At 66.5% G+C, this 14,504-nt stretch carries 15 protein-coding genes; 10 read left to right on the plus strand and 5 right to left on the minus strand.

Translation table 11 applies throughout. The annotated features are described in order from the left end of the window. Window positions 1–20: 20 nt before the first annotated feature. The gene (locus K7W42_RS07080; protein WP_157457287.1) at window positions 21–1,058 is read right to left on the minus strand and encodes a sugar phosphate nucleotidyltransferase; all 1,038 of its coding nucleotides are present in this window, start codon (window positions 1,056–1,058) and stop codon (window positions 21–23) included. 64 nt (window positions 1,059–1,122) lie between these two features. Beyond that, complete coding sequence (locus K7W42_RS07085; protein WP_224573446.1) at window positions 1,123–2,070, minus strand: alpha/beta fold hydrolase; 948 nt, start codon at window positions 2,068–2,070, stop codon at window positions 1,123–1,125. A 161-nt stretch (window positions 2,071–2,231) separates the two neighbouring features. Here K7W42_RS07085 and K7W42_RS07090 point away from each other — a divergent pair, with 161 nt between their 5' ends. From K7W42_RS07090 to K7W42_RS07100, 3 genes are all read left to right on the plus strand, one after another. Continuing rightward, complete coding sequence (locus tag K7W42_RS07090; protein WP_224573447.1) at window positions 2,232–2,504, plus strand: hypothetical protein; 273 nt, start codon at window positions 2,232–2,234, stop codon at window positions 2,502–2,504. 191 nt (window positions 2,505–2,695) lie between these two features. Beyond that, window positions 2,696–3,364: a response regulator transcription factor gene (locus K7W42_RS07095; RefSeq protein ID WP_157457284.1), complete on the plus strand. Its 669-nt coding sequence runs from the start codon at window positions 2,696–2,698 to the stop codon at window positions 3,362–3,364. 58 nt (window positions 3,365–3,422) lie between these two features. After that, the gene (locus K7W42_RS07100) at window positions 3,423–4,328 is read left to right on the plus strand and encodes a P1 family peptidase (protein ID WP_224573448.1); all 906 of its coding nucleotides are present in this window, start codon (window positions 3,423–3,425) and stop codon (window positions 4,326–4,328) included. A gap of 332 nt (window positions 4,329–4,660) precedes the next feature. Here the strand turns inward: K7W42_RS07100 and K7W42_RS07105 are convergent, their stop codons facing one another. After that, the gene (locus K7W42_RS07105; protein WP_224573449.1) at window positions 4,661–5,392 is read right to left on the minus strand and encodes a GNAT family N-acetyltransferase; all 732 of its coding nucleotides are present in this window, start codon (window positions 5,390–5,392) and stop codon (window positions 4,661–4,663) included. Window positions 5,393–5,571: 179 nt separating this feature from the next. On the opposite strand from K7W42_RS07105, the gene K7W42_RS07110 reads away from it, so the two are divergent. From K7W42_RS07110 to K7W42_RS07125, 4 genes are all read left to right on the plus strand, one after another. Continuing rightward, complete coding sequence (locus K7W42_RS07110; RefSeq protein WP_157457281.1) at window positions 5,572–5,853, plus strand: hypothetical protein; 282 nt, start codon at window positions 5,572–5,574, stop codon at window positions 5,851–5,853. Window positions 5,854–6,088: 235 nt separating this feature from the next. Further along, on the plus strand, window positions 6,089–7,594 hold the full coding sequence (cobA, locus tag K7W42_RS07115) for a uroporphyrinogen-III C-methyltransferase (protein ID WP_224573450.1): 1,506 nt from the start codon (window positions 6,089–6,091) through the stop codon (window positions 7,592–7,594). 110 nt (window positions 7,595–7,704) lie between these two features. Continuing rightward, the gene (locus K7W42_RS07120; RefSeq protein WP_224573451.1) at window positions 7,705–8,706 is read left to right on the plus strand and encodes a Gfo/Idh/MocA family protein; all 1,002 of its coding nucleotides are present in this window, start codon (window positions 7,705–7,707) and stop codon (window positions 8,704–8,706) included. Window positions 8,707–8,716: 10 nt separating this feature from the next. Further along, entirely contained in the window at window positions 8,717–9,652 is a 936-nt protein-coding gene (locus K7W42_RS07125) for a DUF8754 domain-containing protein (RefSeq protein WP_224573453.1), read from the plus strand. Window positions 9,653–9,898: 246 nt separating this feature from the next. On the opposite strand, the gene K7W42_RS07130 is transcribed toward K7W42_RS07125, so the two are convergent. Both K7W42_RS07130 and K7W42_RS07135 read right to left on the minus strand, forming a co-directional pair. After that, window positions 9,899–10,408, minus strand: a complete 510-nt coding sequence (locus K7W42_RS07130; RefSeq protein ID WP_224573455.1) for a hypothetical protein — start codon at window positions 10,406–10,408, stop codon at window positions 9,899–9,901. Window positions 10,409–10,466: 58 nt separating this feature from the next. Continuing rightward, window positions 10,467–11,405: a phosphotransferase family protein gene (locus tag K7W42_RS07135; protein WP_224573457.1), complete on the minus strand. Its 939-nt coding sequence runs from the start codon at window positions 11,403–11,405 to the stop codon at window positions 10,467–10,469. A 64-nt stretch (window positions 11,406–11,469) separates the two neighbouring features. Between K7W42_RS07135 and xpt the strand changes: the two genes are divergently transcribed. The 3 genes from xpt (at window position 11,470) to K7W42_RS07150 (ending at window position 14,476) form a co-directional block, all read left to right on the plus strand. Beyond that, window positions 11,470–12,045, plus strand: a complete 576-nt coding sequence (xpt, locus tag K7W42_RS07140; RefSeq protein WP_157457276.1) for a xanthine phosphoribosyltransferase — start codon at window positions 11,470–11,472, stop codon at window positions 12,043–12,045. A 131-nt stretch (window positions 12,046–12,176) separates the two neighbouring features. Further along, window positions 12,177–13,739, plus strand: a complete 1,563-nt coding sequence (locus K7W42_RS07145; protein WP_224573459.1) for an acyl-CoA carboxylase subunit beta — start codon at window positions 12,177–12,179, stop codon at window positions 13,737–13,739. Between the two features lie 110 nt (window positions 13,740–13,849). Next, window positions 13,850–14,476 (plus strand): hypothetical protein, encoded by a 627-nt coding sequence (locus tag K7W42_RS07150; RefSeq protein WP_224573461.1) that lies wholly within the window; start codon window positions 13,850–13,852, stop codon window positions 14,474–14,476. Window positions 14,477–14,504 lie beyond the last annotated feature (28 nt).

A 14,504-nucleotide genomic window follows, 5' to 3' on the forward strand; every position in this document is an offset into this window, starting at 1 on the left:
CAGTGGTTCCTCAGCTGGGCTTACACCCGCACAATGCTGCGGTCGCCCATTACCACTTGCAGGCCCGATTCGCTGGGGGCCGTCACCAGCGCGTGACGGCCAATCAGAACCCGGCTGAGCGGACGGCTGGGGTGCAGCACGCGGGCAAATTCATCGATCAGGGCGCCGTGGAGCCGCGCTGTGTCTACGCGGGCATGTGCGCCCACACTGACGAACGGGCCCAGGGTGGCGCCGCGCACCAGGGCGTGTGGGCCTATCCACACGGGGCCCGTAATCACGCTGTCCTCGACCACAGCGCCGGCTTCGATCACCACGTTGCCGGTCAGGACGCTCCGCTCGGCGCGGCCGTCCAGGCGCGGGCGCTGCTGGCTCAGAAAGTGCGTATTGGCCGCCAGCAGATCGTCGGGTGTGCCGGCGTCCGACCAGAAACCGCCCAGTTCCACAGCGCGCACGGTGCCGCCCGCCGCCATCAGGCGGGTCAGGGCCTGGGGAAACTCGATTTCTCCCCGGTCACTGGGCGGCAATTCGGCCACATGCTCCAGCAGCTCGGGGCGGAAGGCAAACACCCCGCAGGCCGCCAGGTTGCTTTCTGGCGTCCGGGGCTTTTCGACCAAGCGCAAGAGGCGTCCGCCCTTGACCACGGCCACGCCATAGGCCTGCGGATTGGGCACCTCCTTGACCCCCAGGACGGCGTCAGCGTCGCGCAGGGTCGTGATGAGGGGCGTCAGGTTGTCCTGAAAGAGATTGTCCCCCAGATACAGCAGGGTCGGCTGATGTTCTAAAAAGGCGTGTGCGGCCAGAACGGCGTGTCCGGTGCCCAGCGCCTCACTCTGGCGAATGAAGGTCAGGTGCCCGCTGTTGGCGGTCGCGTCGCGCAGGTCGGTCTCGCTGCTGGGGCTGGTGACGATGCCGATGTCGTCCACCCCGGCATCCCGCAGCGCCTGGACGGCGCGGGCAATGATGGGGGTGCCCGCCACCGGAACGGCATGCTTGGCGCGGGTGGCGCTGATGGGAAGAAGACGACTGCCGCGCCCAGCGGCGAGAATAAGCCCTTTCATGACATCACGCTGGAGTATACGGGCCGGGCGGTGAGAACCATTGCAAAGCGTCCCTGTGCGGCGCTCAGCGGCGCAGCGCGTCGTCCAGCGCGTCGGCAAAGGCGTCCTCGTCGTCCAGCCAGGGATAATGGCCAGCGTCCAGCACGGTCACGTCGCCGCCGGTCAGGTCGCTGACCCAGGCCACCTGCTCGGGGTAGCTCGTGCGGTCGTGCGCGCCAGCAATCACGAAGACCGGGCGGCGAATCTCTTGCAAGAAGGGCGGGTATTCAAACTCCCAGAGGCCCTGCGCCACCAGGGCGTCCCCGACCTCGCCGCCGCCCATCAGCTGGCTCTCGGCGTCCGCGAATTCCAGGTGCATGCGGCTGGCGCTGTCCTTGAATTGCAGGGCGTTCAGCAGGTCGCGCGCGTTCAGCAGTGCAAAGGCCGCCTCCACCCGCGCGCCGCCCACCGCCGGGTGAAAGCCCTCGGGGGTCTGGGCGCGCGCCTTCTCGGCCGGATCATCCAGGGAGACGCTCTGGCGGGCGCTGGCCTCGGCCAGCAGGGTCAGGGCCAGCTCTGGAAACTGCACCCAGGGGTTGACCACAACCGCCCGCTCGGTCCGGGTGGGGTAGCGCCGGGCGTATTCCAGCGCAATCAGGGCGCCAAAGCCGTGGCCCAGCGGCACCAGCCGCTCGGCGCCCAGGTGGTCGCGCAGGGCTTCAAGGTCACCTACCAGCGTGTCCAGCGTCAGGGTCTCGTCACCCTGCTCGGTGTCGGCCAGTGGGCCGCTGCGCCCACAGCCCCGCTGGTCCAGAAACACAGCGGGGCCGCGCAGGCGCTCGCCAAACAGCGCCTGAAACGAGTAGCTGTTGTAGCCAGGGCCGCCGTGCAGAAAAACCACCGTGGGGTCGGGCCCGGTGGGGTCGCCCACCACCTCGAAATACAGGTCAGCGCCGTTCAGGTGCTCCAGAGAGCTTTCGGCCCACCCGTCAGAGCCGGCGCTCTGGGGGGTGTCGTCGTGAGAACCGGTCATGCGCGCCATTGTAGGCGGCCAGGCTGCGCGGGGCTGGGTAAGCGGACCGCAGGGCCGGCCAGAGTGCCCCTCTGATTGGAGGTCATGGGCGGTGGGGGAGGGCCGAGGTGTGGGCTTTGCCCCCGGAGGCTATGCGGAACGGGTGCGCTAGCCTGCCGGGTATGGAAGGCGAGCCGCTGGGCATCACGTTTGTGCTGGAAGGCCTGGACGACCTGGGCTTTACGCGGGTGCTGCGCGACCTGCTGCACGACCCCACATTTGCCCGGCCCCTGCAGGTGCAGGCCCAGGAACCCCGCGCGGGCGTGCCCGGCCGCCTGACCCTGGTGTTTGACCCCAGCGAGCGGGAGCGGGGCCTGAACGCCATGCAGCGCCTGAAAACAGTGCTGCTGCGCTACGGCGTGCAGGTGGACAGCGTGTCGGTGCCCCCGCGCTAGCGGCCCCGCTCCTTTTCAGCTGTTAAGAGTCTATAAACCGCGTCTGCGTCCCACTGGGGGCGCGCGGCGCCTACCATGTCCCGGAAACAGGTGTCGCCACGCATCTTCGCTGCGCCCGCCCCGGCCGTTGGCTGCGGTCTGGCCTCAGCCCCCTTACCGGCCCCGATACCCCAGGAGACAAGACAGCAGCTATGGAGCAACGCATCCTTCTTATTGAAGACAATCCAGATATCACCCGCGTCGTGCAGTACGAGCTGGAGCAAGCCGGCTACCGTGTGCTGGCCGCCCCTGACGGCGTGACTGGTCTCACCAGCGCCCGCGAGAGCAGCCCCGACCTTGTGATTCTGGACCTGGGCCTCCCCGACTTTGACGGCGCTGAGATTGCCCGGCGCCTGCGCAAGACCAGCAGTGTACCGATCATTATTCTGACCGCCATGGACGCCGTGGACCGCAAGGTCAACCTGCTGGAAGCCGGCGCCGACGACTACATGACCAAGCCCTTTCACCCCGAGGAACTGGTGGCCCGCGTCAAGGTGCAGCTGCGTCACCAGCAGCACGGCGAGGTGATTTCGATTGGCCCGCTGGAAATCCACCCGCAAAAGCGCCTGTGCCACTACAACGGCCATGAGGTGCGCCTCTCGCCCAAGGAATTTGACCTCCTGACGTTCCTGGCCCGTCAGCCAGGGCGAGTGTATTCCCGTCAGGAAATCGAGCGCGAGGTCTGGAACGGCGAACTGCCCAGCAATTCCAACGTGGTGGACGTGCATATGGCCAACATGCGCGCCAAGCTGCGTGACCTGGACGGCTACGGCATCATTCGGACGGTGCGCGGCATCGGCTACGCCCTGAAGACGCCCTGAAAGTAGAACCGCAGGGCAAGGGAGGCGCTCCGGGTTGGCGGTGGGGCGCCTCACGGCTGTGACGGCACCCAACCTCACCTTGACGGGTATTCCCGGTTTTCAGGTGGGCCACTGGACCGATGTCCAGGCTCGCACCGGCTGCACCGTCCTGCTGTGCCCGCCAGGCGGGGCTGTGGCTTCGGCGTCTTTTCTAGGCCCTAGCCCCGGCACCCGCGAGGGCATCTTGTTGGCTCCCGAAAAAAAGGTGGAGCGCATTCATGCCCTGCTGCTGACTGGGGGCAGTGCTTATGGCCTAGCAGCGGCAGCTGGCGTGGTGCGGTTCCTGGAAGAACGCGGCATCGGCCACGAAACTCCCTGGGCGCGGGTGCCCATCGTTCCGGCCGCTGTGATTTACGACCTGGGGGTGGGCCGCGCCGATGTGCGCCCCGGCGAGCGGGAAGGCGAACTGGCCGCGCGAGCCGCCCACAGTGGACCGGTGCGGCGTGGCCTGGTAGGGGCCGGGACCGGGGCCACCGCCGGCAAGTATCTGGGCACTGGAGCGGTGCCGGGCGGCCTGGGCAGCGTGTTGCTGGAGCGGCATGGCGTGCGCGTGGGTGCCCTGGCGGTCGTGAATCCCATCGGCGACGTGCTGGATGAACAGGGCCGGGTGCTGGCGGGCCCTGGGGTGGGGCCAGGCGCCGTGGCCTTTACCCCTGGCGAGGTCGAGAGCACCACCCTGGTGGCGGTTGTCACCGAACACACCCTGACCAAAGCCGACTGCCGCCGCCTGGCCGACGCCGCGCAGGCTGCCCTGGCGCGCGTGATTCATCCCAGCCATACGTTCTGGGATGGGGACAGCGTCTTCATGATGAGTAGCTGCGCCTTGCCTCCGGCTGACCCGCTGTTGCTGGGCGCCCTGGTGCAGGAGGCGGTGTGTGCGGCGGTCCGCGACGCCGTGCGGATGTCGGGGGCAGGCACAGCTTGAGGGCCGAGGAGCGCCCTAGGTAAGCAGTCGGATGATGCGAGTAGCTGCTCTCTAGCTCGCGGCCCAGACCGATTCTGGCTGCGTCGTGCGGTTCTGGGAACGAAACTGGGTGGCCCGCGTCATGCTCGTCCGTCTGCTCTCTGTGCTGCGGAACGTCCTCGCCTGCGGTGGTCCGATGGACTTCTTGAGGCAGGTGGTGGCGCCAGCATCCCCTTTCACCGTTTGCAAGCGCGGGCCTCCAGGTGAAGACAGAAGGAAAACAGGGCTCACTGCACAAATAACTGGCGACCTGAGGCCGCAGTGCCTGGCCCCTGGGCCGTGTGGCCCAGAACTTACGCCTCCCTAAATTGGGTGAAGCTTAGCCGTGCCCCGGCCAGCTGAAAACCAGCACGCCCAATATTGCGTTCGCTGGGGGTGCCGGGCGTAACGAACACGCTGGCCAGGGTCGCCTCAGCCTGCGCCGCTGCGTTGAGCCGCGCCGAGAGCAGTTCGGTTTGCACGCCCTGGCCCCGCGCTTCTGGCCGGGTGGACATGCCAAAAAGCGCGGCGACATTGTCTGTGATCTTCAGAGCGGCGCTGCCGGCCGGCTGTCCACCGCGCGTGGCCACAAACAGGCGGGTCTGCGCATTCTGGGCCACCACAGTCATGACGGCGGCGCTGCCCTCGCCAAAGCCCTGCGCCGACAGAGCGGCCCAGCCCAGCCTGTCGGCTGTTTCCTGCGTGTAGGTGGGCTGTGGGGGCAAGTCGGTCAGGTCGTGCAAGTAGGCGTGCAGTAGTCCCGAGCACTGGTAGCCCCGCGCCCGCAGGAGAGGCAGCGACGGCGCCACCTCGGGCGACAGCAGATGAATCAGCGGGAGCTGGTCATGCCTGGCGCAAAAGGCCTCGAACGCGGCCAGGTCGTCAGCGGTGAGGGCCAGGCCGCCGCCGTGCCAGGCGGAATTCAGAGGCAGCCCTGGACCGGCGTAAGCGGCCCTGAGCGGCCCAAAAGCAGCCTGGATGTCTGCCTGGTGCGCCTGGGCTTCGGCGCGGGCCAGTCGGGCCAGGGCGTCGGGGGGCAGCGCCATGGTGCCAAGATAGTGTGACCGGCTGGAGCCTGCGCCAGGGGCCCGAGAGTCGCCGGCGTCAGAAGGACAGAGGCGCCCGCTCATCTGGCCCTGGGACAAGCTTCAGGCAGGTTTAAGCGGGCGCTGAGCTTGTGTGGCTTCTCGCCTTTGGGTGTGCGCTGCCCGTGGAGGATGACGTCATGCTCGCTTTTCATCCTCACCTGTTCGTGCGTATCGTCGAACTGGACGGCCCGCGCGCCCCCATGCCCAAGCCGCTGTCCAGCGGGTTTAACCCCCACCGCGCGTACCGGGTACTGGGTGTCTACAACCCCTCGGAGTCCTCGGACGCCTACTTTATCCTGGCCAACGACCGCGACGAGATGTGGTTTATCTGCCAGCGTCACCTGCGGTTTGCGGGCCTGCACGACACGGCCGCGCATCATCTGGACTGGCCGTCGGAACATGCGTCAGCCGCTGACTGATCTGGACTCTGATTGAATTGGAGTGGAAACGGTGAAACCGGCGCGGCCTCAGAGAGCTGTGCAGCAGAATTGAAGAGCTTCGCCGAAGGGCGGGAAAGAGCACAACAGGTTCTAGGCGGGAAATAGGCAGATCGGTGACTTCCCGATGTGTGAGAGTAACGGACGGCAGCGGCAGGAGCCGGCAAAGAAGGACTGGGGGCTGCTGTCCCGCCCTCGTCCCGGTAGCCTGGGGCCCATGACCCAGTTGCCTGCCGCTCCTCCGTCCCGCGCATTCGTGTCCCTGATCGGTGCAGGGCCAGGTGATCCGGGGCTGCTGACGTTGCGCGGCCAGCAGGCGCTGGCCCAGGCCGACGTCGTGCTGTTCGACTATCTGGCCAATCCTGACCTGCTGCGCTGGTGCCCCCAGGCCGAGACCATCTATGTGGGCAAGAAAGGTTTTTCCGAGTACATCAGCCAGGAGCAGATCAGTGCGCTGCTCGTGGCCAAAGCGCAGGAGGGTGGTGGTCAGCGTGTGGCCCGCCTTAAGGGCGGCGACGTGTTTGTCTTTGGGCGCGGCGGCGAGGAAGCCGAAGCCTGTGTAGCGGCTGGGGTGCCCTTTGAGGTTGTGCCGGGTGTCAGCAGCGCGATTGCTGCGCCGGCCTACGCAGGGATTCCCGTCACCCACCGGGAGGCGGCGCGTTCCTTCGCAGTGCTGACTGGCAACACCAAAGAGGGGGGCGCCCATTACGAACGCCTCTCCGGGGTAGACACCCTGATTCTGCTGATGGGCGTGCGGAACCTCGACCAGATTGCCGCCGACCTGATCGCGGCAGGAAGAGACCCCCAGACGCCGGCCGCCACCGTGCAGTGGGGCACCACGCCGCAGCAGCGGGCAGTGACGGGCACCCTGGCCACTATTGCCGACGTGGTGAGAGAGGCTGGTCTAGAAGCCCCGGCCGTCACGGTGGTGGGTGAAGTCGTGCGCCTGCGTGAGACCCTGCGCTGGTTTGACCAGACGCCCGGCTTTGGCGGTCCCCTGACCGGCAAGACCGTGGCCGTGACCCGCACCCGCGAAGGCGCCAGCGCCCTGGGAGACGTGCTGCGTGCGCGCGGCGCGGCAGTGCTGGAAGTGCCGCTCATCCGCTTTGCGCCGGGCACCGCGCCCGAACAGGTCGGGGCCTTGCTGAACGGCTTTTCGGGCTGGCTGCTGCTGACCAGCAATCAGGCGGTGCGCGCCCTGTTTGAGCTGCTTGAGGCGCAGGGTCTGGACGCCCGCGCCCTGGCCGGCGCAAAGCTGGCGGCGCTGGGCCCCAGCACTGCCCGCTCACTGGCCGAACGGGGCCTGCGGGCGGACTTTGTGCCGTCTACCCCTGGCGCGCGCCACCTGGCCGCCGAACTCCCGGTCCAGCCCGGTGAGGCGGCCCTGCACCTGACCAGCCAGCTGGCCGAGGATGACCTGGAACGTGGCCTCAGTGTGCGCGGCGTCCAGTATCAGCGCGCCGAACTGTACCGCACCGAACCGGCCCCTCTGGACGGCGGCACCCTGGCCCGCCTGCGCGCCGCCGATGTGGTCACCCTGGCCTCGGGCAGCGCGGCCCGGCACCTGGCGGCCCTGGCCGGCCCCGATTTCCGGGTGGCGGCGATGGGTCCCCAGACCGCCGACGCCGCGCGCGACGCGGGATTTGCCCAGGTGACTGTGGCCCGCGAAGCCACGTTGGAGGCGCTGGCCGACGCCGCTGCGGACGTGGTGAGCGGGCCGTAGGGCGTGGGCTCTGGGGTAGAGGAGAAGGCAGTCAAAAGGACATGAAGCCCAGACCGGAGAGGAAGACAGGGGCGGTTCATACGCCATAGCCCCCATGCCACACTGCCCCCATGACCACACCATTTCGCTGGGGCATTCTGGGGGCGGCGCGGATTGCGCGGGCGCTGATTCCGGCCATTCGGGCGGCGGGGGGCGAGGTCACGGCGCTGGGCGTGCGTGACCCTCAGAGCGCCTACGCACAGGCTTTTGCCCAGGAGTGGAACGTGCCGCTGGTCGGCGGCTACGCCGAGGTGGTGGCGGCCGATGTGGACGCCATTTACAACCCCCTGCCCAATGATGCCCACCACCCCTGGACCCAGGCCGCGCTGCAAGCGGGCAAGCACGCCCTGACCGAGAAACCGCTGACCCTTAGTGCCACTGAGGCCGGGGCATTGGCTGAGGTGGCCGCCGCGTCCGGCCGCATCCTGCTCGAAGCGTTTGCTTACCGCTTTCAGCCCCATATCACGCGCATCCGCGAGGTCGTCGCCACCGAACTGGGTGAGGTGCGGGCGGTGCGCGGCGCCTTCGGGTTTCACCTGACCAACCCCGGCGATTTCCGGTGGCATGCGGCGCAGGGCGGCGGCGCGCTGTACGACGTGGGCACCTATCCGGTCAATCTGACCCGGCTGCTGCTGGGTGAACCGGTGGGGGTGGTGGCCTCGGCGCGCTGGACGGCAGGCGGCCCCGAACAGGGGGTAGACCTGGCCCTGAGTGGCGTGCTGGAGTACGGCTCGGCCCTGGCCAGCATTGACTGCGCCTTCGACTGGTCGGGCACCGCTCCGCAGCGCCTGAGCGTCATCGGCACACGCGGCACCCTGAACGTGCAGGGCGGCTTTGACAGCCACACGCAGGCGCCAGTCACCCTGAACATTGAAGTGGACGGACAGGCCAGAGAGGAGACCTTTGGCCCCAGCAACGGCTACGCCCATATGGTGGCGCACCTTCAGCGTGCGGCGCGCGGCGAGGAGGCGCCCCTCTATCCGCCCAGCGACGCGGTGGCCCACGCCCGCGTGCTGGACGCGCTGTATGCGGCGGCGCGCACCGGGCAGCGGGTGGCCTTACCCAGCCTCTAGAATGCCCCGCATGACAGACCATTTGGCGGGCTGGCAGCCTGCGCCGGCTGGACACAAGCATGTGGTCAGCATCAGCCTGGGCAGCAGCGCCCGCAACGCCCGCGAGACCGTCACGGTGCTGGGGCAGCCCTTTGTCGTGGAGCGCATCGGCACCGATGGAGACGCCCGCAAGATGGCCGCGCTCTATCAGGCGCTGGACGGCCGGGTGGACGCCTTTGGGCTGGGCGGGGCTGACCTGTACGTGATTGCGGGCGACAAGAAATACGTCTTTAACAATGTGCGTAAGCTGGTGGCCAACGCCCGGCAGACCCCTGTGCTGGACGGCAGCGGCCTGAAAAACACCCTGGAACGCGACGCCATTGCCCAGCTGGACGGTCTGCTGGGCTGGCGCATGCAGAAGGTGCTGATGGTGTCGGCGGTGGACCGCTTCGGCATGGCCGAGGCGCTGGCCGACCACGGCGCAGATGTGGTGTACGGCGACCTCGTGTTCGGGCTGAACGTGGACCGGCCCCTGCGGTCTATCGGGGCGCTTCGCCGGGTGGCCGGCCTGGTGCTGCCGGTGCTGACCAAGTTGCCGCAGGACTGGTTTTATCCCACAGGCAAGAAACAGGAACAGAGCGTGGAAGGCAAGGGCACGAAATACTACGCCTGGGCCGATGTGATTGCTGGGGATACGCACTACGCCAAGCGCTACGCCCCCCAGAACCTGAGTGGCAAGACGATCCTGACCCAGACGATTACCGCCGCTGACCGCGAATGGATGAAGGCGCGCGGCGTGCGGCGCCTGGTCACCACCACGCCGCGCATGGGCCAGCGCAACTTCGCCACCAACGTCCTGGAAGCCATGTTCGTCGCCCTGAGTGGGCAGCGGGCCGCCCTGAGCGGGCCAGCCTATCTGGACTACATCCGGCAGGTGGGCTTCAAGCCAGAAGTCAACGAGCTGTAATACGAATTCCGCTGAATTGCAGCACAGCAAAGAAAGGCACCGTCTGCGCTTCCATATCGCGAAATCCGCATCTGTTCTTTCTCCGCCCGGATTTCATTGAGCATTCTGCTCAATTCAATCGCAGTTCGTATAAGGCGGCGGCTCTGGCAGAGCAGACCAGTTCCACACACCCCTCAATTCCGTTGGTGCCGCTGACTCTCTCGGTCACTCACTTCATTCTTCCCGGAGTGGTTGAGGGCTCCGCTCTCAGCGCAGGCTGTCCAGCGCGGCCGTGAGAGGTTTGAGGTACTTCGGGTACTGGGCCTTCGTGACATTGGCCGTCACGATCAGCAGGCCGCCGGGCACTGGCGCAGCGCGCAGGTCGTTGTAAATGGGTGTGTCCAGGCCGCTTACCCAGAACCGCAGCACCACCCATGACCGCCCGCCCAGTTTCTGAATGCTGTGACTTTCCCAGCGGAAGCCCGGCGCGCCCTGCACCGAGCGTTCCAGGACGCTTTGCAGTTCTCCCAGGTCGGCAGGCACCTGGGCGCGGCGCACCGCAAAAGCAATGTTTACGTCCCAGTGTGGGCCGGGCGTGGAATACACGGCAGCGGGCGGCGTGCCGCGCGAGTATTTGAGTTTCAGAATGTCCGGCGGCATCTTGACAAAGCCGGCGGGCACAGTGAACTGGACATTCGTGCCCGGTACGGTCACGGGCGCGGCGTGGGCTGACACAGACAGGACAGTCAGCAGCAGAGCAGGCAGGACGCAGCGCATGGGCCCAGTCTAGAGTCCAGTGTGTCGGCCCAGACCTGTGTGCAGCCAGAGTCCTTCTTTACCGGCAGAACACCTCGGCCGAGTCGGGAAACTGCGGACTGACCCGCAGCAGCTGCATCAGTGCCGTGCCGGGGTGGGTGTACCAGAGGTCACCGTGCCCGTGGGCGTCTGGGGCCCGGGCCAGGCGCCGCGTGGCGTCGTGCAAGAGATACGCCAGCAGGCGCAGAGGCGCCGCCTCGCCCAGCACGCCCGGCGCCTCGTCTTCATAACCGCGCCACAGGTCTGGGGCCGCCAGGGGACCGCCGTAACACAGGTCCAGCGCCGGGTCGCCCCATCCGGCGTCCCCCCAGTCAATCAGGGCAGTGACGGCGCCGCCCTCTGTCACCATCAGGTTGCCCGGATGCAGGTCATTGTGTAAAAAAGCCGGCTGGAGGGGCGGCGGGAACTCCCGCAGCAGACGGTCCACAGTATCGGCGGTCCACTTGGCTTCGGTGCGGCTCAGGTGTCCGCCGTCCAGCACCCGGACCAGCACTTGCGCCGTATCCGGCGGAGTGATGACCTCCAGCAAGCCCTGAGGGTCATCCACGCTGCTCACCCCCCCATGCAGCCGCGCCAGTGCCCGGCCCGCCGCTTGCCACGCCCAGCGCAGGCGAGGGTCGCCGTGGGCCCAGCCGCAAGAGTCCAGACTCTGCCCCGGCGCAAGGGCATACACCGTGACCGGGGCGTCCAGCACGGCGCGGCTGTTGTAGAAGATCAGGAGGTCAGGCGTGTTGACGCCGGCGCGGACTGCCGCCGGGACGGCCACGCTTTCGGTCAGGGTGTCCTCGTCGTCGCCGGGCATGGGCACCCGCAGCACCACGGGTTGCCCCGCCCGCCGGCCGAGATAGACCCGGTTGACGATCCCCCTGCTGGGCAGGCGGGTCAGGGGACTGTCCAGGCCGTACCGCTCGGCGAAAGCCTGCAGTTCGGTCGCGCTGAGGTCAGGCAGGGCCGGCATCCCATCAGTGTCTGGTGGACAGGGGGGCCAGGGCCTGCGCCAGATGGCGGATACACTGCGCCTTATGCAGGCTCTGGTAGACGCGATTCGGCAGCAGGGCGAGGTGCTGCCCGGCGGCATTCTGAAGGTAGACGGGCTGGTGAACCACCAGCTGCTTCCTGGGCTGACGCGCGAGATGGGCGAGACCTTTGCCCGTCACTTCGCCCCGCTGCGCCCCAACAAGATTGTGACCATCGAGGTCAGCGGGATTGCTCCGGCCATCGCCACCGCCATGACGCTGGGCGTGCCACTGGTGTACGCCCGCAAGAAGAAGCCGGTGACCATGAAAGAGCCGATTTTCACGGCCCAGTCGGTCAGCCGCACCAAAGGCGGAGTCGTGGACCTCTTTGTCAGCAGCGAGTTTCTGGGCCCTGCCGACCGCGTGGTGGTCATTGACGATTTTCTGGCCTCGGGGGGCACGCTGCGCGCCCTGGTGGGCATGCTGGCCCAGAGCGGGGCGCAGCTGCTGGGTATCGGCTGCGTCGTGGAAAAACAGTTTGAGGGCGGCCGTGAGAAGCTGGCTGACCTGGGTGTACCCATTCATACGCTGGCAAACATTGTGCAGATGGACAGAGGACTGGAAGTGGTGAGTGGAAAGTAGGGAGTGGCGGCCAGAGAATATGACCTGTAAAGAAGGCAGAGGCCTGACACGACATGGTGACCGCGCAGAGGAGGCCCACTTCTCACAGCCCACCCGCCCCACCTAACGCCCGTTTGGATACCATGGGCCGCATGACACAGCCCGGCACCGAACTTCAGGAACTCATCGCGGCGATGGAGCAGCGCCGCACGAAAGTCGAGCAGGGCGGCGGCCCCGAACGCCTGAAAAAACAGAAGCAGGGCGGCAAGTTGACCGCCCGTGAGCGCATTGACGCCCTGCTGGACCCCGGCAGCTTTCTGGAAATGGGCACCTTCGTGGAACACCGGGGCGGGCGGCTGATGCAGGGCGTTGAAGCCCCCGGCGAAGGGGTGGTGACAGGCCGGGGCACGGTTGACGGCCGGCAGGTGTTTGTCTTTTCTCAGGACTTTACGGTGCTGGGCGGGTCCCTGGGCAAGATGAACGCTGCGAAGGTCACGAAGGTGATGGACCTGGCCGCCAAGACGGGCTGCCCTGTCATCGGCCTGAACGACAGCGCGGGCGCCCGCATTCAGGAAGGAGTGGACAGCCTGTCGGGCTACGGCGAGATTTTTTACCGCAACGCCATATACTCCGGCGCCATTCCGCAAATCAGCGCGATTCTGGGGCCGTGCGCGGGGGGCGCTGTATATTCCCCGGCCCTGACCGACTTCATCCTGATGAGCGAGGGCAGCAGCTACATGTTCATCACGGGGCCGGAAGTCATCAAGTCCGTCACGCGCGAGGACGTGACCTTTGACCAGCTGGGCGGCGCGGATGTTCATACCCGCAAGAGCGGCGTGGCGCATCTGGAATACGACGGCGACGAGGCGGTGCTGAGGGGCGTGCGGGACCTGCTGGGCTACTTGCCGCAAAACGCGCACGAGAAGGCGCCGGCTCACCCTACCAGTGACCCGGTGACCCGCACCACCGAAAAGCTGCTGGACATCGTCGTGCCCGATCAGCGCAAGCCCTATCCCATGCACGACGTGATTCACGAACTCGTGGATGACGGCACCTTTCTGGAAATCCAGCCGGGCTGGGCCAAAAACATCGTGGTGGGGTTCGCGCGCCTGGGCGGCGAGTCGGTGGGCATCGTGGCGAACAACCCCCGCGTCATGGCCGGTACCCTGAACATTGACGCCAGCGACAAGGCGGCGCGCTTTATCCGCACCTGCGACTGCTACAACATCCCCATCCTGACGCTGGTGGACGTGACCGGCTTCCTGCCCGGCGTGGCCCAGGAACACGCGGGCATCATCCGCCACGGCGCCAAGATGCTCTACGCCTACGCCGAGGCCACTGTCCCCAAAATCACCCTGATTACCCGCAAGAGTTACGGCGGCGCGTATCTCGCCATGAACAGCCGGGACATGGGCGCCGACGTGGTGTACGCCTGGCCCACAGCGGCAGTGGCCGTGATGGGGGCCGAGGGAGCCGCCAACATCGTCTACCGCCGTGAGATTGCCGCCAGCGAGAACCCCGAGGCCACCCGCGCCCAGAAGATTGCCGACTACAAAGACGCCTTTGATAACCCCTATGTGGCGGCCAGTAAGGGCTACATTGACGATGTCATTCCGATGGAAGACACGCGCCGCGTCCTCATTCAGACCTTTGAGATGCTGCGAGACAAGGAAGAGGCGAGGCCCTACAAGAAGCACGGGAATATACCGTTGTAATTGGGGTTGTGGAGAGTGGTGAGTAACCGCGAATAGGGGTTGATAAGTAGGGTGCGGGAGCCAGTCCAAAGCGTGGTCAGGCGACGCATGCTCCGCAGTAATGTTGGTGAATGGTGCCCCCTGAATCCACCCCGGATCTGGTGCTTGCGCTCATGAACTCGAAATCGGCTCAGCGCCGCTCAGCTGCCGGAAACCTTCGCAAACGGCGAGATCCAGCAGCAGGTGCAGCCCTTCTTGAGGCGCTAAATCGAGAACTTCGAGACCCACGCACTTGGGAAACGCAGTACCAGATGGTCATGGCTCTCGGTGAATGTGGCGTCACGGCGGCCGTTCCCCTCCTCAACACCATCGCGAGCGCACCCAGGGAAGCAACGATGGTGTTTGTCGCCACCGGTGATGCATTGATTCGGCTTGCGGCGCTGCACGAGCAAGCCGACCAGATGTGGCACACCCTCCTGCAACAGCGTAATGATCATGTTCTCGCCGGTGCTCTCAGGGCAACCCACATGGCAGACGTTTCTTTGCGCGACGACACCATTACCGCAATTGTGACCGTGCTGGAAGGTTACGAAAGCGATCACCCCATCATGTTCTGGGCTGCAACTGCGGCGTGGCGGTGGAAGTTACTTTCAGCGCACGTCTTCCTGAAGACACTGGCCACGAGTGCACGGGAGGATATTCGGGAGGCGGCCAGTCACTCGCTACAAGGCAAATTGGTGAAGCACAACATCCTGTGATAACCCCTGACGAAGCGAACGGCGAGAT

The organism is Deinococcus betulae, assembly GCF_020166395.1.
Classification (GTDB): Bacteria; Deinococcota; Deinococci; order Deinococcales; family Deinococcaceae; genus Deinococcus; species Deinococcus betulae.